Source organism: Grimontia indica, from assembly GCF_000333895.2.
Lineage (GTDB): Bacteria > Pseudomonadota > Gammaproteobacteria > Enterobacterales > Vibrionaceae > Enterovibrio > Enterovibrio indicus.
The window spans coordinates 61,695-86,101 of sequence record NZ_ANFM02000006.1 but is presented as its reverse complement, the minus strand read 5'-3'; the positions used below and the strand labels follow the sequence as shown (position 1 = coordinate 86,101).

General features: G+C 47.1%; 24 protein-coding genes. 7 read left to right on the top strand and 17 right to left on the bottom strand.

Annotated features, from left to right (window positions below; genetic code table 11):
* Positions 1-13: 13 nt before the first annotated feature.
* The 10 genes from D515_RS02720 to D515_RS02675 all read right to left on the bottom strand — a co-directional run bounded on the left by D515_RS02720 (position 14) and on the right by D515_RS02675 (position 10,693).
* Complete coding sequence (locus D515_RS02720) at positions 14-1,252, bottom strand: SAM-dependent methyltransferase (protein ID WP_002535826.1); 1,239 nt, start codon at positions 1,250-1,252, stop codon at positions 14-16.
* A 2-nt stretch (positions 1,253-1,254) separates the two neighbouring features.
* Positions 1,255-1,992 (bottom strand): DUF1365 domain-containing protein, encoded by a 738-nt coding sequence (locus D515_RS02715; RefSeq protein WP_002535825.1) that lies wholly within the window; start codon positions 1,990-1,992, stop codon positions 1,255-1,257.
* On the bottom strand, positions 1,989-3,281 hold the full coding sequence (locus D515_RS02710) for an NAD(P)/FAD-dependent oxidoreductase (RefSeq protein WP_002535824.1): 1,293 nt from the start codon (positions 3,279-3,281) through the stop codon (positions 1,989-1,991). Before D515_RS02710 ends, D515_RS02715 begins: the two co-directional genes overlap by 4 nt.
* A complete protein-coding gene (locus tag D515_RS02705; protein WP_002535822.1) occupies positions 3,281-4,009 on the bottom strand; it encodes an SDR family NAD(P)-dependent oxidoreductase in 729 nt (242 codons plus the stop codon). The genes D515_RS02710 and D515_RS02705 overlap by 1 nt, the downstream gene beginning before the upstream one ends.
* The gene (locus tag D515_RS02700) at positions 4,006-4,455 is read right to left on the bottom strand and encodes a nuclear transport factor 2 family protein (RefSeq protein WP_002535821.1); all 450 of its coding nucleotides are present in this window, start codon (positions 4,453-4,455) and stop codon (positions 4,006-4,008) included. The genes D515_RS02705 and D515_RS02700 overlap by 4 nt, the downstream gene beginning before the upstream one ends.
* Complete coding sequence (gene phrB / locus D515_RS02695) at positions 4,452-5,903, bottom strand: deoxyribodipyrimidine photo-lyase (RefSeq protein WP_002535820.1); 1,452 nt, start codon at positions 5,901-5,903, stop codon at positions 4,452-4,454. The genes D515_RS02700 and phrB overlap by 4 nt, the downstream gene beginning before the upstream one ends.
* Positions 5,904-5,916: 13 nt before the next feature.
* Entirely contained in the window at positions 5,917-6,756 is an 840-nt protein-coding gene (locus tag D515_RS02690) for a MerR family transcriptional regulator (RefSeq protein ID WP_002535819.1), read from the bottom strand.
* A complete protein-coding gene (locus D515_RS02685; RefSeq protein ID WP_002535818.1) occupies positions 6,746-7,705 on the bottom strand; it encodes a YbgA family protein in 960 nt (319 codons plus the stop codon). Before D515_RS02685 ends, D515_RS02690 begins: the two co-directional genes overlap by 11 nt.
* 169 nt (positions 7,706-7,874) lie before the next feature.
* On the bottom strand, positions 7,875-8,879 hold the full coding sequence (sbmA, locus tag D515_RS02680; RefSeq protein ID WP_002535816.1) for a peptide antibiotic transporter SbmA: 1,005 nt from the start codon (positions 8,877-8,879) through the stop codon (positions 7,875-7,877).
* Positions 8,880-9,169: 290 nt separating this feature from the next.
* Positions 9,170-10,693: an EAL domain-containing protein gene (locus D515_RS02675; protein ID WP_002535815.1), complete on the bottom strand. Its 1,524-nt coding sequence runs from the start codon at positions 10,691-10,693 to the stop codon at positions 9,170-9,172.
* A 680-nt stretch (positions 10,694-11,373) separates the two neighbouring features.
* Here D515_RS02675 and D515_RS02670 point away from each other — a divergent pair.
* On the top strand, positions 11,374-13,455 hold the full coding sequence (locus tag D515_RS02670; protein ID WP_002535814.1) for a putative bifunctional diguanylate cyclase/phosphodiesterase: 2,082 nt from the start codon (positions 11,374-11,376) through the stop codon (positions 13,453-13,455).
* Between the two features lie 35 nt (positions 13,456-13,490).
* On the opposite strand, the gene D515_RS02665 is transcribed toward D515_RS02670, so the two are convergent.
* The 3 genes from D515_RS02665 to D515_RS02655 are packed head-to-tail and all read right to left on the bottom strand — an operon-like array spanning position 13,491 to position 15,017.
* The gene (locus tag D515_RS02665) at positions 13,491-14,039 is read right to left on the bottom strand and encodes a YaeQ family protein (RefSeq protein ID WP_002535813.1); all 549 of its coding nucleotides are present in this window, start codon (positions 14,037-14,039) and stop codon (positions 13,491-13,493) included.
* 13 nt (positions 14,040-14,052) lie between these two features.
* A complete protein-coding gene (locus D515_RS02660; protein WP_039849540.1) occupies positions 14,053-14,364 on the bottom strand; it encodes a GIY-YIG nuclease family protein in 312 nt (103 codons plus the stop codon).
* A gap of 14 nt (positions 14,365-14,378) precedes the next feature.
* Positions 14,379-15,017 carry a YceH family protein gene (locus D515_RS02655; protein WP_002535811.1) on the bottom strand — a complete coding sequence of 213 codons (639 nt, stop codon included), beginning with the start codon at positions 15,015-15,017 and terminating at the stop codon, positions 14,379-14,381.
* Positions 15,018-15,287: 270 nt separating this feature from the next.
* Between D515_RS02655 and D515_RS02650 the strand changes: the two genes are divergently transcribed.
* Together D515_RS02650 and D515_RS02645 are read left to right on the top strand one after the other, a co-directional pair.
* Positions 15,288-15,716 (top strand): bactofilin family protein, encoded by a 429-nt coding sequence (locus tag D515_RS02650; protein ID WP_002535809.1) that lies wholly within the window; start codon positions 15,288-15,290, stop codon positions 15,714-15,716.
* Positions 15,717-15,830: 114 nt separating this feature from the next.
* On the top strand, positions 15,831-16,265 hold the full coding sequence (locus tag D515_RS02645) for a DUF3069 domain-containing protein (protein WP_002535806.1): 435 nt from the start codon (positions 15,831-15,833) through the stop codon (positions 16,263-16,265).
* Between the two features lie 72 nt (positions 16,266-16,337).
* On the opposite strand, the gene ppiC is transcribed toward D515_RS02645, so the two are convergent.
* From ppiC to nhaD, 3 genes are all read right to left on the bottom strand, one after another.
* The gene (gene ppiC / locus D515_RS02640) at positions 16,338-16,616 is read right to left on the bottom strand and encodes a peptidylprolyl isomerase PpiC (protein ID WP_002535804.1); all 279 of its coding nucleotides are present in this window, start codon (positions 16,614-16,616) and stop codon (positions 16,338-16,340) included.
* A 56-nt stretch (positions 16,617-16,672) separates the two neighbouring features.
* On the bottom strand, positions 16,673-17,131 hold the full coding sequence (locus D515_RS02635) for a dCMP deaminase family protein (RefSeq protein ID WP_002535802.1): 459 nt from the start codon (positions 17,129-17,131) through the stop codon (positions 16,673-16,675).
* 113 nt (positions 17,132-17,244) lie between these two features.
* The gene (nhaD, locus tag D515_RS02630) at positions 17,245-18,669 is read right to left on the bottom strand and encodes a sodium:proton antiporter NhaD (RefSeq protein WP_002535800.1); all 1,425 of its coding nucleotides are present in this window, start codon (positions 18,667-18,669) and stop codon (positions 17,245-17,247) included.
* A 751-nt stretch (positions 18,670-19,420) separates the two neighbouring features.
* Here nhaD and D515_RS02625 point away from each other — a divergent pair.
* From D515_RS02625 to D515_RS02610, 4 genes are all read left to right on the top strand, one after another.
* A complete protein-coding gene (locus D515_RS02625; protein ID WP_002535799.1) occupies positions 19,421-20,389 on the top strand; it encodes an ABC transporter substrate binding protein in 969 nt (322 codons plus the stop codon).
* 18 nt (positions 20,390-20,407) lie between these two features.
* Complete coding sequence (locus D515_RS02620; RefSeq protein ID WP_002535798.1) at positions 20,408-21,319, top strand: ABC transporter permease; 912 nt, start codon at positions 20,408-20,410, stop codon at positions 21,317-21,319.
* On the top strand, positions 21,316-22,110 hold the full coding sequence (locus tag D515_RS02615; protein ID WP_002535797.1) for an ABC transporter ATP-binding protein: 795 nt from the start codon (positions 21,316-21,318) through the stop codon (positions 22,108-22,110). Before D515_RS02620 ends, D515_RS02615 begins: the two co-directional genes overlap by 4 nt.
* 146 nt (positions 22,111-22,256) lie before the next feature.
* On the top strand, positions 22,257-22,880 hold the full coding sequence (locus D515_RS02610; RefSeq protein ID WP_239643925.1) for a LysE family translocator: 624 nt from the start codon (positions 22,257-22,259) through the stop codon (positions 22,878-22,880).
* 73 nt (positions 22,881-22,953) lie between these two features.
* Here the strand turns inward: D515_RS02610 and viaA are convergent, their stop codons facing one another.
* Positions 22,954-24,402: an ATPase RavA stimulator ViaA gene (viaA, locus tag D515_RS02605; protein ID WP_002535794.1), complete on the bottom strand. Its 1,449-nt coding sequence runs from the start codon at positions 24,400-24,402 to the stop codon at positions 22,954-22,956.
* Positions 24,403-24,407: the final 5 nt, after the last annotated feature.

The window sequence follows — 24,407 nt, the reverse complement described above, 5'->3', positions numbered from 1 at the left end:
ACTTACATCAGAACTACTCGCGCCAATCAGGACGGCTTAGCACCAGCTGGACAGTGCTGATGGTACGCTCTCTGAATCCGCCTTCGCAGTAACAGAAGTAATAACGCCACAAACGGGCGAAACGCTCGTCATAGCCCAATTCGGCGAGCTCCGTCAGGTTGTCATTGAAGCGCTGGTGCCACTCTTCAAGGGTCTTGGCATAATCCAGGCCAATGTCCTTCAGGTCACGCACCACAAGGTCACTCTGACGGGTAAATTGGTCCAGCAACACGCTAACGGAAGGCAGGAACCCACCAGGGAAAATGTGTTTTTGAATAAAGTCCACATTGCTGCTGTAGTGCTCGTAACGTTGGTCAGCAATGGTGATAGCCTGAATGGCCATCAGGCCGTTTGGCTTTAACAGAGATTCACACTTCTTGATGTAGGTCGTCAGGAACTGTTTGCCTACCGCTTCGATCATTTCAATAGAAACAAGCTTGTCGTACTGTCCTTCCAAATCACGATAATCTTCTTTTAGAAGCGTGATCCTATCGCTTAGGCCTTCTTGCTCGACGCGACTTTTCGCCCAATCATATTGCTCGTTGGAAATCGTCGTTGTCGTCACGCGGCAACCGTAGTGTTTAGCCGCGTGAATGGCCATACCGCCCCAGCCGGTGCCAATTTCTAAAAGGTGGTCAGAAGGCGTCAGTTTAAGCTGTCGGCACAAACGATCCATTTTGAGGAACTGCGCACGTTCGAGCGTATCGGTGTCGCTTTCATAAATACCGCTGGAATAAAGCATTTCCTGATCAAGGAAACGTTCATATAGATCGTTGCCCAAATCGTAATGCGCAGAGATATTGGAGCGCGAATTCTCTTTTGTATTGCGGTTTTTCCAGTGCGCAAATTTGGTTGCAATGTTGGCAATCCAACCCACTTTGCTTTCGAGTCGATCCAATGCCGGCAGGTTTCTGCACACAGCACGGATGACAGCAGTTAAATCGGGAGAATCCCACCAACCGTCGATATATGCCTCAGCCGCGCCAATGCTGCCGCCTGTCAGCACACGACGGTAAAATCCTGGGTGGCGGATAATCACTTCAGCATGAAGATCAGCATTAGGATCACCCAGCTTTTGAGTCTGCCCGTCGAAATCGACCAGTGTCAATGAAGCGCCTTCAAGGTAGCCAAACGTGGAAACCAACATGCTTCTTGCGAAGGTATCCTTCTTCGTGACTGGCCAGGCTGATGATTCGATATTGCTTGAATACATAATTACTCCTTTGCCTGTTCAGGATGTCCGTAAAACGGCGCGCCTTTTATCCAGAGTTTTAGCGCTTGCCAATAGATCGAAAACACGACCTTTATCGTCATCACGGGCGTTTTTGCGATAAGTTTGGTGAGCTCAGACGAAGTGAATGGCTTCTTCGACATGGCAAGTGTGGCGTCAAACTCCCGTCCTTCCCGATGTGTTTCGAGATGAACAAAGGCTGTTTTACCAACAGGACGCAGCTTCCAAACGTACTTTTGATCTATCGGGTTAAAGGGAGAGACGTGAAATGCCTTATTGTTCTCCCAATGTCTACCCGCAGGCACCGCGTAGTAATGACGCTGGTTCCACGGCGTATTGCTGACTTCAGCTAGCATATAAGTCCAGCGATCTTCCTCGTCATAGACGTAATAGAAATTCACTGGGCTGAAATACAAGCCGAAGTATCGTAGATGGCAAAGCGCTAATACCTTACCGTTGTAGCGTTTCCCCGTCAGCGTGTAGATTTTGTCTTGAACCGCTTTCTTCGTATCCTCCCGACCTTCCATGTAGTCAGGCCTGTGAAACGACGCCATTCCCCATTTTTTGGTTGTGAACCCTCTGACCGATTTAGTGAGCGAGTCGACTTCATCCAAATCAATCATGGGCATAAACATCGGGTACGAAAATACATGCTCTACCGGCGTAAATCGGCGGTGACGAACACTGCCGACGAATAGGCCGCTGAGAGAATCACCACTCATGACGCACTCCGAAGTGGCATTGGCTCAACATTGATGTTAATGCCTGCCACAACGTCGAGTGCACTTCGAACGCCATCTTCATGGAATCCGTTGTACCAGTATGCGCCGCAGAACCAGGTGTTATTTACACCGGAAACTAATTCGCGTTTTTTCTGTGCCGCGATACATTTCTGGTCAAACACCGGATGAGCGTATACGAACTTTCTCAGGATCTTGGATTCGTCGATGTGATCGGTTTGGTTGAGCGTCACGCAGAAGGTTTCAGGAGACTTGATGCCCTGAAGGATATTCATGTTGTAGGTCAGCGCAGCGGCTCGGGATTCGCGTCCGTCATTCTTGCCGAGATGATAGTTCCAGCTCGCCCATGCAGCTTTACGCTCTGGCAGCATTTTTTCATCGGTATGCAGAACAACATCATTGTCCTGGTAATCGATGTCTCCAAGCACCTCTTTTTCGTATTTGCTTGGGTCAGCCAGAAGTGCAAGCGCCTGATCACTGTGGCAGGCGAAAATGACTTTATCGAAGTACTCTTCGCCCTTTTCTGACTCAACAACGACATGATCAGGGTATCGAATAACCTGTTTTACGCGGGCATTGAGACGAATGCTTTCTTCAAAAGCAGGTACCATCTTACGAACGTACTCGCGCGAGCCACCTGGGATGACATACCACTGCGGACGGTTTGCCACTTCCAGCAAGCCGTGGTTGGCAAAAAAACGAAGGAAAAACTTCAGTGGGAAAGCTCGCATGTCAGACAGCGTCGATGACCAGATCGCCGCACCCATTGGCAGGATGTAATTCTGGCAAAAGTACTCACTGAATTTGCGACGGGTCAGAAAGTCTCCCAGCGTCTGCTCAATCAGCGGATCACCATGGGTCGATACCGCATAGGCTTCACGCGCCTCTCTGTTGAACCGTAGAATTTCAGAGATGAACTTGTAGAACTGCGGGTTAAAAAGATTACGTTTCTGAGCAAATAGTGAAGCGACACTATGGCCGTTGTATTCGAGGCCATTATCGTCATTGTGGACGCTGAAGCTCATTTCGGTTTCTTGCGCACCAACGCCGATATCGGCCATCAGGCGCTGAAAATTTGGGTAGGTACGATCGTTAAAAACGATAAAGCCGGTATCAATAGCGTACTGACCGCTGGCGACTTCGACATCTACTGTTGCGGTGTGCCCGCCAATGTAGTCGTTGTATTCAAACAGCGTGACGTCATGTTCTTTATGCAGGTAGTGCGCACACGTCAGGCCAGAAATGCCTGAGCCGATAATTGCAATTTTCATTATGCTTTCCTTGTTATTTTTCTTACCAGCGCGAGTTGCATTGCCATTGGCAGTGAAGATAGAAATTTTAGGAAGTAGCTGAACTTCTTAGGAAAGTGCACTTCTACTTTCTTTTTAGCCAGCCCATGACGAATGGATTCTGATGCTTCTTCAGGCGTCACCAGCATCGGCATAGCGAAGTCGTTTTTATCGGTGAGCGGTGTTTTCACAAAACCCGGAGAGATAAGTGACACCGTCACCCCTTTATTCTCTAAGTCCACAGATAAAGAGCGAGCCAAATAGGAAATTGCCGCTTTAGATGCGCCGTATGCTTCCGCTCTGGGAAGACCAAGATACGCAGCGGTTGAGCCCATCAGAGCTAAATGGGTACCTTGTTGAAACCTACTCTGAAGCGCTTCTATACAGTTCAACACGCCAAATAGGTTGATATCGAAAACGCGTCTAAACAGCGTCACGTCAATTTCGCCGTGGTCAATGTACTCGCAGGTTCCGGCATTCAGAATAATGAGGTCAAAAGGCGTTTCGTTTTGCATTAACGCCTGTTTAGTGGCCTCGGAGTCTGTGGCGTCAAAACTCAAAACAGTGACGTTGTCACACCCTTTCGACCAGGAAAGCAAAGCAATCACGTTTCTGCCACATGCTGTTACATCCCAGCCATCAGCGGAGTAATCTTTCGCGAGTTGCAAACCAATGCCTGATGTTGCCCCTGTAATGAGTACACGTTTCATTGGCCCAGTCTCTTTTTGATCATTTTGACAGCAGAGCCAAGTACAGGTAGCGCTTCGTAAAGCATTTCACCCAAATCGAAATAGTCGCGGTGCACAACCACACGCCCTTCTTTCAATACCAGCCGCGTGCATCCTTTCACTGCGCGCTCAGCACCGCCTTCCAGCTTTGGGTGAGATAACGTCATAGTCCAGCTGATGAAAGCGACGTCACCATTTACGGCATGGTCATGAATATCAAATCGACAGTCAGTGACATTGGTGTACATGGATTCGAAATACCGTGAAAGATTGCCGTACCCCTCGATGCGGTGAGCGGGGTCTTCAAACACAACATCTTCGCTATAAATCTCATCCAAAGAGTTCAGATTGTCCTTGCGCAACGATGTGTAGACAGAGATGAATCTGTCTAACGTGTCGCTTTGTGATGTGGCTGCTGTTTGCATCATGATTCTGCCCTGTGCGTGTTCTGATAGCTCTTCGCCATCTCGAACATTTGTATGGCTCTCTCTCTTGCCAATTTGTGGTCAACGACCGGCTTCGGATAGGAGAGCTCAATACCATTTTTCTCTGCCCAAACATGGGGTTCGTGAAGCGACTTGTCTGGAACAGACTCTAGTTCTTTCAACCATCTACGTATGAAACGCACATTAGGATCAAATTTCTTGCTTTGAGCAGTGGGATTAAACACACGAAAATAAGGTTGGGCATCGGTGCCTACTGATGCAGACCACTGCCAACCGCCGTTATTTGCGGCAAAATCGCCATCAATCAGCTTGGACATGAAATACTGCTCACCCCAACGCCAATCTATATGAAGATCTTTAACCAGGAAGCTCGCCACGATCATACGAAGGCGGTTATGCATCCATCCTGTGTCTTTGAGTTGGCGCATAGCGGCATCCACAATAGGGAAACCCGTGCGGCCTTGTTTCCATCGTTCAAACAGCAGTTCATCGCGGTTCCATTCGATGGTTTCGGTCCAATCGAGGAACGCTTTGCCTTTACTGATATCGGTGTATGCAGCAATGATGTGCTGATAGAACTCCCGCCACACCAATTCTGACAGCCAAACATTGGCGCCCCCTGAGTCCTTATCAAAACAGCTCTGCTCTTCCACCAGCAATCGTGCTAAGCATTGACGTGGCGATAGTGCGCCAATCGCAAGGTATGGAGACAGCTGACTGGTAGCAGGAACAGCAGGGAAATCTCGTGTGGTGTCATACTGATCCACACGATAGCGGCAGAAGTCTCGTAAACGCTGAATGATGGCACTATCATCAATCGGCCAGCCTACAGAATCTCTTTGCGGATACCTGAAAGACACATTACAAGGCTGACGTAGAAGCGAGGACGTCAGCGCATTTGTTTGCACCGGTTCTGGCGCACTCAGTGGTGCTATGTTTTCCCCTCTTGCTTTAGCAATCCACGCCTTCTTGAACGGGGTAAATACACGATAGGTGTTGCCAGCACCGTTGGTGACCGTGCCAGGAGCAAAGATGCATTTATAATCGAAGCGGTGAAGCTGGGTTCCTGTCAGGCTGAGCATACCTGCAATAGAGTTGTCACGATCGACTTCGTCGGATTCGTAATCCCTCGTGCAATAGATATCGGCAATTTGATACTGCTGGCACAACTGCGCTAGGGAGTAATTGATGTCTTTATAGCTATCTACCGAACGCACTAACAAAGGGATATTCAGCGCTTCTAATTCCTGTTGAAGCACCACTAAACGCCGACGGATTAAATCTGCCTGGATAGGAGCCAGGCGATGCGAACGCCACTGAATTGGCGTTTCATAGTATATGGCAATCACAGGCTCACCACTGCGGCAGGCCTCGGTCAACGCGATGTTGTCCTTTATTCGGAGGTCTCTCCTAAACCAAACCAGCTTCATCCTTACGCTCCCTCTACATGCTGTTATGTGGTCTATTGGCCAAGCCCATGCTTGCCATTGCGAGTTCAGGGTGAATCTTGGTGCATTCACCGGATACTTCTACCTGGAGATCAGCCGACATCATTAATTCGGCAATTTCCCTTTTCATCGCGGGCGTAAAGGCCTGATCGGAATGAATAACAAACCGTGAAACCCCTTTATCCACCATGCTTTTTCCGAGAATGGACAACCCTGCACCCACACCACCAAGAGTAGTGACAGTGTAACCCTTAGACTGTAGCGTCAGCGCTTTCAGGTAAAAGCGGAAGCTTTGGTCCCGCGTAACACTGACAATCCAACACTTCTGTTTGCCCTTCACTTTCTTGTTCATATGCAAGCAGTGAACCAGTACGTTGTTCAGTTGCGCACGCCATATCTGTGCGCACAAGGCACCGGCTTCAGAGGTTTGTTTGTCAAACCAATCGGTTAACGGTTCGAACAACTTCGATTCCAATACCTGAATGGGGTAGTTTTTGGTGAGCTCATAAAGCCTGGCTTCCAACGCTTTCACTTCGAAATTGGTCACCAGATTTTTTAACGTATCCCATTCCGGCAAATTTTGGACGTTCTCGGCATGGTTCTGGTTTATCCCAAGTAACTCTTTCACTTGGCTGACTGGTACCCCTTTGTCTAACCAGGACAAAATCTCCTGAATGTGTTGAACATCCTGCTCAGAGTAAAGGCGATGCCCTTTTGGGGTGCGTTGCGGGGTGACCAAGCCATAGCGACGCTGCCAGGCACGAAGGGTGACGGAATTCACCCCGGTACGCTCAGACACTTCGCCGATAGACAACAATTTCTTTTTAGAGTCCATAACGTAATCTCAAGCTATCCGGATAGGGATTCAGGTAGCTCTGTTGAGCCAGATAAGGATCCGGATTTTGGTTCAAGTGGTGATTAATGAGAGTAAGAGGCGCCAGCAACGGCATGGTGCCTCTGCGGTACGCATGAATGAGATCCGCCAGTTCCGCTTTCTGTTGCTTGTCGAGTGCGCGTTTGAAATAACCTTGCAGGTGCATCAACACATTGGTGTTGTTCTTGCGCGTCGCACGTTGCGTAATAGCTTGCATAAAGCGGGTTCGGTATTCAGCGTAAAAATCATTAATATCGTGGTTGGCAATGTCTGCGACGAACTTGCCCAGTTCTTTGTAGGCGGATGGCGAGTGCGCCATCAAAACCAGTTTGTAGCGTGAATGGAATTCAACAATTGCTCGGCGGGAGAGTCCATCAGCCATCGAGTCGTAGAAGTCCCGAAGGGCAAAGATGCGGAAAACAAAGTTTTCACGAAGCACAGGGTCATTAAGTCGACCATCTTCCTCGATAGGCAACCAAGGCATGCGTTCTATCAATTGTTGGGTGTAAAGCCCTACCCCAATCTTTTCAGAAGCCACATAACCATTCTCACGGTATACCTTGACGCGTTCCATGCCACAGGTTGGGGATTTTGCACAAACAACGTAACCGCACAGCTCCATCCCCGCGAGGTGTTCGGCTTTTTTCTTGCTGAAATCTACCATCTTCGCTGTATGGTCAGCATCTGCATCTTTGGTTTCCACCAAGCGCACACCGATAGGTTCACCGCGATCCAACAGACGAATGGTAGGCCTTGGCACTGGCAGACCAATGCCAACTTCAGGGCAGACAGGAACAAACTCTACAAAGGGTTCGAGTTCGCTTGCCACAAAATGACTCCGCTTATGCCCACTGTCGAAACGAACTTGATCGCCAATAACACAAGCACTCACTCCCAGTTTGATCGTCATAACGCTGTTCCTTAGTTATACATATTTTTATGTTTGTACAACTTAAGGATAAGAAAGGATCACTCTTGTACAATTATTTTTTTATGTACAAGGTGATAAATTTGCGCCATGCAATAAAAAACGCCCCTCCTTGGTCAGGAGAGGCGTTTCAGTTCGCAGTTTTCAAAGGTTAATCGGTCGCAGCGGACTGTTCGGCTTCAATTGCTAAATCGATCTGCTCTTCAAAGCCTTTAAGGCGCTTGTAAATAGACATTAGCTCAACAATGGTTGACCAAGAGTTCACCAGGAACTGGAAAGAATCCTCAACCTTGCCAAATGCACGGATAATTTGCTGAAGAACCCCCAGAGTGACAGCACCTGACACAATGGTTGGCCCCAGTGCAATGTACGGAACAATCACGGTTCCCTGTAGATACGACCATTTAGCAATATCGAAGTAGAGGTAATGGCGGTAGAGATTGAAATAGTTTCGTCTCACGTTAAGAAACAGTTCTTTCAGCGATTCCGGCTCTGCACGATCTTCGTGGTCTTCGCCATAAACCAACTCCTTCCGGTAGGCCGCTTCGACTTTCTGGTTTTTAAACTCTAATCCCGGCAGCTTGATGCCCACAACGGCCAGAAGCACAGTACCGAACAGTGCAGAACAGATGGCGATATATACCAGCGAGCGGGACACTTCGCCAATCCAAGGCAGCTCAGTGATATTTTCACTTAACACCCAAAGAATCGGCAGGAAGGCAAACAGGGTCATCACAGAACGCATAAAGCTCACGCCCAGAGACTCCATGATGCGGGCAAATCGCATCGTGTCTTCCTGAATACGTTGAGATGCCCCTTCGATGTGGCGAATTTTGCTCCAGTGTGAAACGTAATAGTCATTCATCGCGGTTCGCCATCGAAAAACGTAGTGGCGAATAAAGAATTCAAGAATCACGGCTACAACAACGTAGATGGTCGCTATGGTCAAGAACTCGAGGCATGAGGAAAGGAATTCGTCAAACTCGACGGTATTTGGCTCAGAGAGCGCTTTTTGAATCAGGTTGTAGAAGGAACCGAACCATTCATTTATCTGAACATCCAACTCTACTTTGTACCAGGTCACGTAAAGAATGAGCGCGGAGCCTAAAATCGACCAGTGAAACCAGCGTCTATCCAGAAAAAAAGATTTAAACATATAAACACTTCCCAAAACTCTGTGTGACTCTTTGAGTGCATAAACCCTAAAGAGTTTCTCTCCCCTCAAACCAATCTGTCAGAGGTCAATAAAATGAACGTTTTTCTAAGAAGATCATTTCAAGTCTAGTCATTAGTGGACTGATTTACGAAAAGATAACAAATTGATCTAATTGATTATTCTATCACTAGGCAGGAAATATATTGATGGAGTTCACACCTTGCTAAATTGTGTGATCATTTACCCAAAAAACCTGATGGAAGAGAGGGTTCAGGCATTTTGGGTAATAGCTACTGAATGGCCATGTTTGAGGCGTCAAGGAGTTCGTCGCTATCTACCAGCTTTCGGAAAACCTCGAAAGGCACAGGGTCACCGAAATAAGAACCTTGAAGCATTTCGACCCCAGATTTAATCAGGTAGTCAGCCTGCACTTTGGTTTCCACACCCTCTGCGACTACGTGGAGCTTAGATTCACGTGCAAACGCGAGAATGGAATCAAGAATGGTGTTCTTAAAGTCTTCCATGCCAATACCATCGACGAACATACGATCAATCTTAATGGTGTCGATGTTAAGCACATGAAGGTAGGAAAAAGCGCCATAGCCCGTACCACAGTCATCCAGTTTGATAGAGATCCCTCTATCTGTCAGCGCTTCTATACAGACTGCAGCCTTGTTAAGATCGCCAAACTTTGTCCGCTCAGTAATTTCAAGCGATAGCAGATGAGGGTCCAAACCTGCTTCTTCAATTTTGCTAAGGATTTTGTCCGCAGTATCAAACTTCTCCAGATAACTTGGAGATACGTTAACACTGACAAAGAACCCTTCCGGCACTCGAATGTCATTGAGGTGGGCCAATACGTTATCAATCAGTTGGTCGGTAATCCTGTCTATTGCCCCGTTTTGTTCCGCAAGCGGGATAAAGGTATCCGGCGGAATAAATTCACCGTGGCTAGCCTGCCAGCGAACCAGCACTTCTGCTCCGACAATTCTATAGCCATTACCTTCCGGCATAACAATCGGCTGATAGAAAGGCTTGAGGGCATTTGACTCGATAGCTTCATTGAGAAGACCACTGAGTCCTTTGCGTTCTGATTGGTTGAGTTCCACACCCACAGCCACCAAAACCCCAAACAAAATCACCAGCGCGCCGAACAGAATCACAAGATCCCCGACCAGATATTCAACCCCATCTTCATTGATGTACAAACTGACATTGATGTCACCATCCAACTCTCCGCTGTAGACCTGACGATAAGGCAAATCGTTTCGTTGGTAGAGTGATATCTCCTGACCATTTACCCTTACCACCATATATAGGCAGCGGTTACAATTAGATAGGAAGTTTCTTGGCTGCTGAAAAATGAATCGTAGAAGACCTTGCTTGTTTTGAAGACGCATCTCTTCAAATTGATGATCACTCAAAATGAGTGACACACGGTCAAAGAAGATCTCTTCCTCGGAGGAAAAGGTCATCAACTCACGTCCGGCCTTGTCGACGTTGTAGATCGAACAAGAACGGCCACTGGGGAGGTGCAGATCAACATACTCTATGAAGAGATTTTGATTCTTTGACTCGCTCATCAACTCGACATCATCATTGTCACACTGATAGAGCAAGTTTTCTTCAAGCGTCCGCATCTGCTCAAAACTCTGACGATAGAGCTCAGAGTAGAGTTCAGAGAGCACGGAGATATCTTCCTTGATCTTTTTCTTCACTAACCAGTTAGAAACCGCAAACTGCGAGAAGTAAGCGAAAAGAACAGTCACAAAAATAACCGATAGCGCTTTAATGTGTTTTCTGAGCCAATCCACTGAGGCTCCTGTTGAATCCCAAATCATTGATAGTAAGGATAGGACAAATAGCAATACGATCTTTGTAAAAATACGAGACTAATTCAAAATTAATCCTTTCACGTTTAGTGTCTACCTTCACTACGCACCCACACTACTAATTCTCAAATTACTGGTCGTTTATCATGAAGATAGAGTCAAACCGATGTTTTAATCTGCAGTTTGATTACTTTTGAATGATTTCAAACCTATATAGTTATTCAGTCATAAATCAGCATTAAGCGTGATTAATCTTCTTTCTTCGACACTTTCCCAAGCTAGAAGACATCTATCGCTGAGTCTGCGCTAGCTGTCCTGTTTCCAAATTGAAGACCAGTCTGAAAAATCACATCCCAAACAATATGTGTTGGCGATGTAATGACACCGTTCTGCGACCTGCTGAATTTCTGGGATTTTTCTTCCACTTCGCATTGCGATCTGACGCATATGACATAGACTTTTTATAGAGACACATGACTCATATGTAAGGGTTTAACTTGCCTTCTGTGCCACCTCTTTCGGAAAACGTGACAACCTCTGACGCCAACGCCCCCAGGTTCCTTTCTTTGCTTGGGATTGTCGTAGTCTGCGTTGTAATCCTTATCTCTACCTTTACCTTGTATAAAAGCGCCCTTTCTAGGCAGATAGATCTCCAACACCAAATGTTGAGCGTGGAAGTCAACCGCGTACAACGTGCCATTGAAGTGAACCTACAAAAAGAAGCCTATTTTTTGGTGTGGTTAGCCAACAACCTTCAAAACAAAGGTCAGGTAAATGAGGATATCTGGCAGAGTGCGACCACAGGTATCGAGCGCACCTTTCCCTTCTTCTCGGGTGTTTACTGGCAAGATGAAAACCAAGAAGTCCTCTATACATCCCCGGCTTATTTCACACCGAAACGGATGGAAAGTGCCTGGCAGATAGCTCCTTCCGTCCGGTTCAATAGCATGCCCGTTTTATCAAAGCTTTCTACTTCAGAAGTTCAGGTTGCCCCCAACGGTGCCATTGCTATTGAAATGCTCCACCCCGTTTTCTTTGAGGGACGGGTAGCTGGTTATTTGGGCGCAAGCTACAACATTAAACAGATGATCGAAGCTATTGCTACGGAATTTCTCCGCCCTGAACAAGAACTCGTGTTGAGCGACGGCAACGCCCCGTTTGTTGGAAGTCTGCCAGATTTTAGCGGCGCAATGATGGATACGGTTGAACTCACAGCACTCAATGGGCAGTGGCAACTGACAGTTTGGCAACGACCACAATTCGACCAAGTCTATTTCTCGCTGCCTATGCTGATTTTCCTTGCCGGTATTATCGTGACATTGCTCGTCGCCATTTCTCTGTACCTTTTGGAAGTCAACATTATCGGGCGTCGTGCAGAGTCCAAAACCGTTTATAAATTGAAAAAAGAGATCATCCAAAGGCGTGAAGTCGAGGCTCAGTTGCAGTTCACAGCGAACCATGACCCACAAACCCATCTGCCAAATCGATTTGCACTGCAAACCTATCTCGACCGCGCACTTAGCTCAGAGCAGGATATCGTCTTAATGTGTCTTTCTCTCGACAAGTTAAGAGAGATCAATGATATGTACGGTCATCTGGTTGCAGACCAATTGGTGTTCGAGGCAGCTAAACGTTTTAAAACGGTGCTTCCCCCGCACGCGATCCTTGCGCGCACGGGCCACGATCAATTTATGATTGCCTGCGCAGGCATGTCCCAGCTGGAAGCGGAAATGCAGGCCAACCAGTTGAGAATGTGCCTGGAAGAAGAGTTCTACATTGAAGACAACGACATATTGACCAGTTGTGCCATTGGAATCGCCTATCGCTACAGTGATGATCTTCGTGCGGAAAACATGGTGCGTCATGCAGATACCGCCGCCAATAAAGCACGAGCTCTTGGAAACCGAAAAGTTGTCGCCTACAACCAAACCATGCAAGACCAGCTCAATCACAAGAAAGAGCTGGAACGTGCGATCCGCAAGGCAATCAATAACGACGAGCTTGAGCTCTATTTTCAGCCACAGGTCGATCTTCGCACGCGACAGATTGTCGGCGTTGAGGCTTTAGTGCGTTGGGAAGCCAAAAGTGGCGCGGCGATCAGCACCGACATCATCATCAAAACTGCCGAAGAAACTGGCCTGATGCAGCGGCTTGGTCATTGGGTCGTTGATACTGCGCTTAAACACTATTCGCACATGCTCGATGAGCGCTGTGCGCCAAAATGTATTGCTATCAATGTCTCTGGCCACGAGTTTCAGGATGGCTATCTGGCAGACTATGTCATTCGCTCCGTTACCCGATACGACATTCCACCTTCCCGCGTTCAGATTGAGCTGACAGAGCAAGTCTTCATTGAAAACCTTGAACGAAACCAACATATTCTCAACCGACTTACCACCTCGGGAATCAGTCTGGCAATTGACGATTTCGGTACCGGCTATTCCTCGCTGGCCTATTTGAAACATTTCCCTGTGAACACAGTGAAGATTGACCGTGGCTTTATCAAAGATTTGCCCGAATCCAAAGACGATTTGGTCATTTGTCAGGCAGTGGTCAGCATGGCGAACTTACTGCAATTGAAAGTGGTTGCGGAAGGTGTAGAAACACTCGATCAACAGGAACTACTGAGAAACATTGGTTGTAATTTTGCCCAGGGCCATTACTACTATGCGCCAATGACCGCAGAACAACTGATGACAGAGCTCAAGAAACAAAGAGCCGGGCGTTTATACCCGGCTTCTTGATTGACATTATTATCGCAAATTGCAAAGCATTCTGGTTATGCCACTGCAGTTTTCCAGACATCCGGTTGAATCGCGATGACCGAATCCCCTACTGAGAACCAAATCTGGCCATCTTCAATTGTCGCCTGAATGGCCATCGTGCGGCTACTTGCCGCAGCGGCTGCATCCAACACTTCATCAATCACGTTGATAATGGTCAGGTTCTTGAACGGGAACAGTTTGTTCAACATGTTCGCTTTCCAAACGGCGGCCGGATTGTCGTCATAAGTGAACAACACCACTTCTTTTGCCTGCGTACAGGCTTTCTTCAGGCGTTTTTCATCCGGCAAGCCAAGTTCAACCCAAAGTTCAATCTCGTCGCTGTAGTTTTTGATCCACAGCTCCGGCTCTGTGTCTTCGCACAATCCTTTTGTAAATTGCAGACGCTCATCGGCGTACATGGTCCATGCAAGCAGACGAAGCATCATGCGCTGTTCAGTTTCTGACGGGTGCTGCGCCAGCGTTACTGAATGATCGAGATACACATTTCTCGACATGTCAGCCACATTGATTGAGGCTTTATACACCGTTGCTTTAAGTGCCATGGTTATACCCACTCTAAAATTTGTCGTTCAATAAGACCTGTATACGGTCAGGTTCTTTGCAAAGTTGTTCTTTTTCACGTTTTGTCAGCCGCTTGATATACCACTCCAGCGACATCGCCTGTTGTTTCGTTCCTACCTCATACGACCAGGCTAGTGTAAGAGGCTGTTTGCCTCTCAAGTACTTTGCAGTTTTTGTGCCGTTTTGCTGGTGCTCATCAAATCGACGCATAACATCAGTGGTAACACCACAATACAAAGAGTTATCACGCGCACGAATGAGATAGACGTGCCAGAGCGGCACGTCGTTGGAAGGAGTCAAAGTCATGACGTAAAGATGTTCTAGCCTTGGTTGTCCATGAGTTGATTAACCAAAGCTTTGAGTTCAGCGACTTCTGCTTCTAATGCTTCGACACGCTCAGTGAGACCTTCTTGTTGCGGTTCTGATGAGAATGAAGGTGTCACCGTCTCGGTTGGAGCTTCTGTTCCAAAGAGATGTGCGTAGCGGCTTTCGCGTTTACCAGGCTCTCTTGGCAATTGAGCAACATAGCCCTTTTCAATCATGCCGCTTAACACTGATTCAACCTGACCCACATCGCTGAATTCGCACAAACGATTTGTTCGGGTACGAAGCTCACCTGGGGTTTGAGGACCACGCAGCAGCATCACACATACGATACCCTTCTCTTGCTCCGAAAACTGGAGCGATCCGAATTCTGTGTTACAGAATCTGTGTTGGTATTTGGTCACTCGGCTACCAAAACCTTCCAAATCACTGATCAGTCGTTTGGATTTGAGCGATTCCACGGCATCTAGTACTTCCGCTTCGCTAAGCGCATAAACTGGTTCGCGGTTACTTTTCTGGTTAGCGGCAGTGGTTAGGCTGTTGAGGGTCAATGGATAGAGATCCGGCGTAGTGACTTCTTTTTCCAATAAACATCCAATCACTCGCGCTTCATAAGGGTTGAGTTCAATCGCCATGAGAATACCTCAGTTAAATCCTATGCAGCGGTTTATAGCAATCTAGTGCTAGCACGGCAACCGCACATACGAGTATTTGCCATATTGGCGCGGTAACTGCCGGAACTTTGGTCAATTTATGGAATGTTGACCCGCAAAATTGTCTTATTCCTGTGATTTTGGCTCAACAGAGACAATTTTCTGTCACGTGATTTATCAGTTTTCAGATAAGATCGTTCGATTGTTGTTTTAGGTGAAAGATTTTGCCGACTTGGAGTACAGGAGAAAGTAATGGGTATGTTCGGAAAAAAGGCAACATCTAGCCCATGTTTGTCACTAATCGCTAAAGAGTGCCGTGTAGTCGGTGAATTTGACTTGGAAGGTGACATTCAGTTTGACGGCCAAGGTGAAGGCACCATTATCAACGCACGCAACGTCGTTATCTCTTCTACTGGCCACTTTAAAGGCGACATTCGTGCAGAGCACGTCACCATCAATGGTTATGTTGAAGGCACCTGTATTGCACGCGAAGTCAACATCCTGAGCTCGGGTAAAATGAAAGGCCAAATTCAAAGCGAGCAATTGACCATTGCCAAAGGCGGTTGCCTGATGGGCGAAAACAAACTGAAAGATGAGCCATCACTCAAAGTGGTCAACGAGGATAAAAACTCAGCAGAGAAATCAGCTTCAAATCAGGAAAAAGCGTCTGCTTCGGCTTAAATCCGCATTCTGATGCAATGATCAGCAGTTGACTGCCCTATTGTCTTTCAACTGTTGACTTCATTCGCCAACATTATACGATCCGCGAAATTATATTATTTCGGAAGTACCAAGATGTCTGAACAAGCAAATCAAACGCAAGAAACCGTCAAGCTGGAAGATCTGTCTGCGGAGCTGCAGCAAGTGATCAAATATGAACAAGTACCAGCCGAGCTGTTCACCATGCTGGCATCTATTCATGAAGCGTCTGAGAGTGTTGTTCGCGAAGCTTGGGATACAATGCCTGCAAGTGCACAAAATATTCTGGACAACTTCGAGCAGTTCCACGCGCTGGTTAGCCTGAGCCAAAGCTACGCGGGTCTGGATTTCATGCAAGAAACCCAAGACATGAAGTTCGATGACATGGACGAAGAGCAAACTGCAGAATACAAAGCCGTTTTGCTGGATAAACTACTACACAACTGTGTAAAAGACCTGGTTAAGCAACTGAAGCAAGCTCGCTTGAAACCAGCGATGAAACGCGAATTCCGCGAAATCTTCACCAAGTAATTTCAGACTTGCAGCAGAATAAAAAAGAGGTGACAGTGTCACCTCTTTTTTATTGCTCAATCAGTATATGACTTATGTTCTGTAAAGAACCTTCACCACGTGCCAACCGAAGCGGGTTTTCACAATGTGCGGCGTAAGCACTTCAGCGTTAAAGCACACTTTGTCGAACTGAGGCACCATTTGACCGCGTTTGAATTCGCCCAAATCGCCGCCCTTCTTACCTGACGGACAAGTAGAGTATTTCTTTGCCAACGTCTGAAATTTTGCGCCTTTCTTCAACTGGCTGACGATATCTTCTGCCTGATTTTGGTGTTTAACCAAAATGTGGAGTGCGTGTGCTGTTTTGGCCATGGTTGCGCCCTTATACTGCCTTTCTTTCATTGGCCGCGGATTATATCGCCGCAACCTTAGCTAGCGTTAGTGTTTTTCAATGCTTCGAGCGGTAGCCAAGTCACTTGTACACCCGCTTGTTTAAACATATCTGCGCTAACTTTAATTTTTTCTCCCCAACGGGAAAGAAAGTCTTCCGTTTGTTCCGGGCAGTGAACCTGCGTGATGCCAGTCTGGATAATCTTCGCAGCGCAATTCGGACAAGGGAAATGCGTTACCCAAATTTCGCAGTCAGCCAAATCCCGCTTTGCAAAGAGAATGGCATTTTCTTCTGCGTGCAGTGTTTTAAGAAGCTTCATTTCACGATCGTCAGTATCTGCACTATCAGAAATGCCATGCGGATAACCATTGAATCCGACAGAGACAATACGATTGCCTTTGGTAATGACTGCACCAACCTGCGTTGAGGGATCTTTACTCCAAGAGCCTACTAGCTCTGCCATTTGATAGAAACGTACAGCCCACTTCGAGATCATTGCCTTTCCAATAAGTTACCCATTCATAATGACGCTATTTTGCTTAATCCATGAGCTTAGCTCAACAAAAAAGCGGCCTTAAGGCCGCTTTCATTATGAAAAGCCAAAAATCGTTAAAATAACGACTCATTAAGCACTATATGACACATGATTGATGCTGCATAACCCAGCATAATCACGGGGCTCCACTTCAAATGGCCAAAGAAAGTGTACTTACCTCTAGCCTGCCCCATCAAAGCAACGCCAGCCGCTGATCCCAAGGATAACAGGCTACCACCTACACCGGCAGTTAGTGTCACCAACAACCAGTTACCCATAGACATATCCGGCTGCATCGTTAGGACAGCAAACATCACTGGGATGTTATCAACAATCGCCGATAGCAAACCAACAATAATATTCGCCCAGATGGGATCCCACTGCAGGTACATGACATTGGAAATCGTCGCCAAATACCCAATCAGACTCAAACCGCCTACACACATTACAACGCCATAGAAGAACAACAATGTATCCCACTCCGCATGGGAGACGCGGCGAAACACATCAAAAGGAATGACTGAGCCAAGACGTTTAAGTGCGGCTTCATCCTGTTTTGCCTGTGCAACGGCGCGTTTTCTCGCCAGCGAACGTGGCAGAGTTTTGCGAAGGTAGAATCCGAAGAATTGCAGGTATGCCAAACCCATCATCATGCCAATGACTGGCGGGAAATGTACCAGACCATGGAACCCTACTGCTGTCACTATGGTAAAGAGGAACAAAACGACAATACGCTTCGCACCGCGTTTGATTTCGACATACTCATTTACCACGTCTGGTTTATCTTTCGGTATAAACAAAGACATGATAAATGCTGGCAATACGTAGTTGACCACAGAAGGGATAAAGAGCACACCGAATTCAGAGAAACTCACTAATCCCGCTTGCCAAACCATCAGCGTGGTGATGTCGCCAAACGGGCTGAAAGCCCCACCAGCGTTAGCTGCTACAACGATATTAATACAGGCTAAGTTGATGAATCTTGGATTATCGCCACCAATCTTCAACACCACAGTACACATCAATAGTGCCGTGGTGAGGTTATCTGCAATCGGAGATATAAAGAAAGAAAGGATGCCGGTAATCCAGAAAAGCTGGCGAAGATCATAACCTTTCCCAACGATCCAGGCTTTCAGGCCATCAAACAATCGGCGCTCTTCCATCGCAGAGATATAGGTCATGGCCACTAGCAAGAACAGCATTAACTCGGCGTATTCGAGTAAGTTGTGCTCAATCGCGCCTTGTGCGACCTCAATTTCACCGGCATTTGAATAGACAAAGCCAATCATCAGCCAAATAAGGCCTGCTGCCAGTAATACTGGCTTGGATTTTCTTAAGTGGAGTTGCTCTTCGAGCATGACCAACGTATAAGCCGCGGCGAAAATGAGAAGAGAAAGGTAACCAACGGCTGATTGGGTTAAATCTAGGGGGTTGCCACTACCTGTGGCGGCGAATGCATTACCGGAGAACAGCAACACAAACGCTAATAAACACTTCATCCTTGTGCCTCCAAGCGAATTTAAATGAATTTCGCGAGGGGCACTGCCGGGCTACATGAGCTCGTTCAATACACTCACAGACGCAACGCCCCTAAATCATGACTCCCTGATATATATGAATTTATTGTTACCCTTAAGGTTATTAAAGGTCGGGAGCCTAATTGTCGCGCCACAATGATAGATCTTGTTACAGAATAATGCAGAGTAAATTGTTTACTTTTCAGGCATCACCCACAAACCTGATTTTTAAGGCGATAAGTGGCGTTTCACTGTTGGTAAATGAGAGCATGATCTGCCATTTCAAAACCGAAAAGTGCTAAAGCGCTGTGTCACAGAATCTCCGCATTCCTTTTAGGCCTTTCGATTTACAATGTAAAAAACCGAGAGACGATCAACGCAGATCAAACTTTTTTACAAAAAGCACAGGCAACTACTGTAAAGTGATTGTGACATATCATTCACTGCTTTATAACTTATCAATGAGATCTGTAGCTAACTTGAACAACAATAATCAGTTGATGAATAGGTGCGTACAATCTTTAAGCAGTGTTTACTTGGCGATTAAATTCCTATTTTATTCATAGACTTAACAACAAATATGCAAATAAGACCTCTGCAACCACTCAAACAGTCGTCTTAATCCACAACTTTAGTGCCTGATTTTGAATCAGATTTTGGATATAACAATGGATTAACACTGGCGGAAAAATTGGGTGTAACACTCAATCGCCATTTCATCACGGAGAATGATATGAACGTGTCCAAACTACTTCTTTCGGCATGCTGTGCCGCAACACTTTTATCTACCCCTTTCACAGCAATGGCCGACACTGCGAAAGTCGCAGTTTCTCAGATCGTTGAACACCCAGCACTCGATGCAACCCGCCAAGGCCTGTTGGATGGCCTAAAAGCCAAAGGCTATGAAGAAGGTAAGAATTTAGAATTTGCTTACCAAACCGCGCAGGGTAACCCTGCGATCGCTGTACAGATTGCCCGTCAATTTGTTGGTGAGAAGCCGGACGTGTTGGTTGGTATTGCGACTCCTTCTGCGCAAGCATTAGTTGCTGCAACCAAGTCTATTCCTGTCGTATTCACCGCTGTTACCGACCCTGTGGGTGCGAAACTCATCAAGGACATGGAAAAGCCAAATGCTAACGTAACTGGCCTTTCAGACCTTTCACCCGTTGCTCAACATGTAGCACTGGCAAAAGAGCTTCTTCCAAATATGACTTCTATTGGCGTGGTTTATAACCCAGGTGAAGCGAATGCAGTTGCATTGGTTGAGCTTCTGCGTGAAGCCGCCGATGCTCAAGGCCTGAAAGTGGTTGAAGGAACTGCGTTGAAGAGTGCTGACGTTCAGTCTGCTGCGCAAATTGTCGCTTCTCAGGCAGACGCTATCTACGCACCCACTGACAACACAGTAGCGAGTGCGATTGATGGTCTTGTTGGTGCAGCGAATCAAGCGAAAAAGCCTGTTATTGGTGGTGCAACCTCATATATCCCTAACGGCGCTGTAGCAGCACTGGGCTTTGATTACTACCAAATCGGTGTTCAAACTGCCGACTACGTTGCTGCTCTATTAAATGGCGAGCAAGTATCTGCACTGCCAGCAAAAGTAGCAGTAGGTTCTGACTTGGCGATTAACCTGAAAGCCGCGCAAAAACTGGGTCTGGAAGTGCCACAAGTATTGCTGGATCGTGCAACAACAGTAGAAAAATAATAACGTCAGGAGCAGTACATGACCTCAATTGCCTTTTTTGGCACGCTGGAAGTAGGTCTGGTTTATGGCCTGGTCGCTCTGGGCGTATATCTGACTTTCCGGGTTTTGGATTTTCCGGATTTGACTGTAGATGGCAGCTTCCCGATGGGAGCTGCTGTTGCAGCCACGCTTATCGTTTCGGGCGTTGATCCTTGGATTTCCACTTTTGCCGCTATCATCGCAAGTTCTATGACAGGCTTAATAACCGCATTTCTTACTGTGAAATGTGGCATCTTGAATCTGCTTGCCAGTATCCTGACGATGATCGCCGCGTTCTCTATCAACATCCGCATCATGGGACGCCCAAACATCGCCTTATTAGGCGTAGACACCATTCTTACACCGTTCGAAAACATGGGTATCGACCCTGTATATGCCCGACCACTGGTGGTCTTCGTACTGGTTGTTTTGAGTGCCTGGCTTGTTATTCGACTTCTCAATAGCGATTTTGGCTTGGGACTGAGGGCAACTGGTGTCAATGCTCGCATGGTAAAAGCACAAGGCGCTAGCACAGCGTTTTATACCTATTTTGGTCTTGCCTTATCTAACGGTTTTGTTGGCTTTTCAGGTGCGCTTTTTGCCCAAACCAATAGTTTTGCTGATGTCACCTCAGGTGTTGGTACCATCGTTGTAGGCCTCGCAGCCGTCATCCTCGGGCAAACCTTGCTACCAGGACGAAAAGTCTGGGTGGCAGTGGTTGCCGTTATTCTTGGTTCGGTTCTTTACCGTTTGGCCGTCGCATTTGCGCTCAGCTCCGGGATGTTCGGATTGGAAGCGTCCGACCTTAACCTGGTCACCGCAGTACTCGTGGCACTCGCTCTGGTCGCGCCTAAAGCCAAACAGCAGTACCAGAAGAACAAGAAGATGAAAGAAGCGGGAGCGGTGAAATGATCGAGCTAAAAGACATTCAAGTCACCTTCAACCCAGGTACCGTGCTGGAAAACCGCGCTCTGCGCAGTGTCTCCCTAACGGTTCCAGAGAACCAGTTTCTTACAATAATCGGTTCGAATGGTGCGGGTAAATCCACCCTGCTTGGTGCAGTTTCCGGTGAAACGCCTATGGTCGGCGGTCGCGTGATCATTGATGGTACTGATGTGACAAAGCAGCAGGTTCATCAACGCGCCGCCCTGGCTGCCCGTGTGTTTCAGGATCCACTGGCCGGTACTTGCGCATCTTTGACCATTGAAGAAAATCTGGCTTTGGCTTACAAGCGCGGAAGTATGCGTGGATGGAGTCTTGCCCTATCGGGCAAACGCCGAGAAATCTTCAAAGAGCGCATTTCCATTCTGGGATTAGGGCTGGAAGATCGTTTAAGCGACAGCATAGGCCTTCTTTCAGGTGGTCAACGTCAGGCTGTCAGTCTGGTGATGGCAACGTTGTCTGACAGTAAATTACTGTTATTGGACGAGCACACTGCGGCACTTGATCCTCGAATGGCAGCCTTTGTTATCGATCTGACCAAGAAAGTCATCACAGAGTTTGGTTTGACTGCGCTCATGGTGACGCACTCGATGAAAGATGCCCTAGCCTGCGGTGATCGCACCGTGATGCTTCACCAAGGTGAAATTGTTCTGGATGTCGAAGGTGAAGAACGTGCCAACATGGGTGTTCCTCAGTTATTGGAAATGTTCAGCAAAGTTCGCGGTGAAGAACTTGCAGACGATAGTTTGCTTCTGAGCTGACAGTTGAAACCCGACCCTATCATATTGGGCAGTTTCGACTGCCCTTTTGCTTTTAAATCGGAAGTATTGGTCAGGGTTTCAAATCTACGACTAATAAATTTAGTCAATTGATGACATAGTCAAATGGCGAAATGGAAAGGAAGGAAATGATGGTAAGCCTCGAGTTTCTAATAACCTCTTTAGTTGTTGTGCTAATTCCTGGAACTGGTGTGCTTTATACCGTTTCAACCGGACTGTTCCTCGGCTCGAGGGCAACCATCTGGGCGTCTTTAGGCTGCACTGTGGGTATTGTTCCTTCCATGCTTGCCAGTATCACGGGCCTCGCCATCATTCTACACACCAGTGCGCTAGCTTTTCAGGTAGTGAAATACATTGGAGTGGCTTATCTGCTTTACCTTGCCTGGACTATGTGGCGTTCGAGCAGTGCTTTGTCGCTTAGCAAAGAAAAAGAGCCGATGAGCATGTTGGGTGTGGCGATTAAAGGTTGCCTGATGAACATTCTCAACCCGAAGCTTACGATTTTCTTTATGGCATTCTTACCACAGTTTGTTCCCGCTCAAGCGGTGTCTTCAACCACCAACATGTTGGCATTGGGAAGCATCTTTATGGCAATGACATTTGTGGTTTTTCTGGTGTACGGCGCCCTCGCCGCTTTAGTTCGCGATTACATCATAAACTCTGAGCGACTAACGGTTGGATTACAGAGGCTATTCGCTGGCAGCTTTGCCGCTTTGGGGTTAAAGCTAGCGTTTTCTGAGAAATCCAACTGATATCCAAAAGAATCAAAAGAGAAAGCCCCGGATTTCCGGGGCTTTCTTTATGTGCTTTCGTTTGACAAGAACGCTAAAAGCGTTTGAGCAACCGCCCCATCAATGACGGATGGTAATCCCAAGTGTGATCGAACATTTCCATCAACTTAGGGTTTCCATATTTGGAAAGATTGATGGCGTGGAAGCGGTTGTGCTGCTGTTTCAGTGCGTCCACTTTATCCTGTACTTCTTTTGGCTGTACCGGGGCGATGAAATCCGAAATCACAACCAAATCAGCATTGCGATATTTATCTCTTCCCATCAGATCTATCGAATGATTTAAAACAGGTTCAAGATCCGTCCCACCGTGGAAAGAATAAGATAAGAAGTTCAGTGCCTCTTTCAGTCCATCTTCGCCCGTCAACTCATAGGTGATGTGGTCTGTTGAGAAAATCATCACTGAGCAATCTCGGTCTTCCTGAACCGCTATTTGCATCAGCGCATACGCCATGGCTTTTGCACACTGCTCAGGGAAGCCACTCATAGAACCGGAAGCATCCACACAAATCAGGAAAGGCCCCTTTTCTATCTCGACCTGTTTGCTTTCGGGTTTGAAGGATTTCACTTTTCGCAGGGTGCGTTGCATCCCTTGCATGCGATAAGTCAAAAGACGTTTATCCGCAAAGTGCTTGTAGAAAAGGATTTCGAGCGCGGGTTCAGCCAAATAAATGGTTTCGTTCGGGACGATTTTCTCTAAGTTATCGCTCTGGTGAATGCCGACAATATCATCAGCTACGCTGTCATCAGGTTCCTCCACCAGCTTCAGCTCTTCCGCCGGAGAACGGTGTAACGAAGGGTCATCAACGTCATTCGCCATACGACCAAGCTTTTCTGCGATCTCCTGAAGATCTTTATTCTCTTTTAGAAATGCGACAAAACGTTTGAGCAGTTCTACATCCGTTTGTGTCACCTTCGAAGATGCCAAATCCCAAAGGCGGCCAACTTTTTCAATGGTGCCATGCTCCTGAACGTTCTCCAGCGTTTTGTAGGTTTCGATGCGCTGGTAGAGCTCTTTCAGCAATTTATCCTTATGTGCTTCCAGCTCTTTTTGTTGTGCATCTTGAATAGCACTGGCCAGATGTTCATACCACTTATTGCAAAAATACGCCTGAAACATCGGTGTTTCTTTCGCGATGTTCTTCTCTAACATACGGCGCGCTTCGAGATAAAAGCTCGATTTACCCTCGAGCTTTTTAATCATAGATTTCGCATTCGTGGTGAAGTCTTGCTGAGAGAGAGAGACAGCATTCTGATAAAGCTGTATCTCTTGCTTCAGATCGTTGGTAATACAATCTGTGCTGAGACGACGTTTAACCGAGTGACGCCATTTGCGAATGTGCTGACGCACCGCGGATTTCGCAGACGGACTGGCTTCTGTCATCACCAGAAGTTGGGGCTTGGCCATCACCTCAGTGACAGCGTGCTCGAGCATGCCGGTTTCCGCCAGCATCATGCCAAGATGGAGGCTTTCTGGACTTACCACAGTTC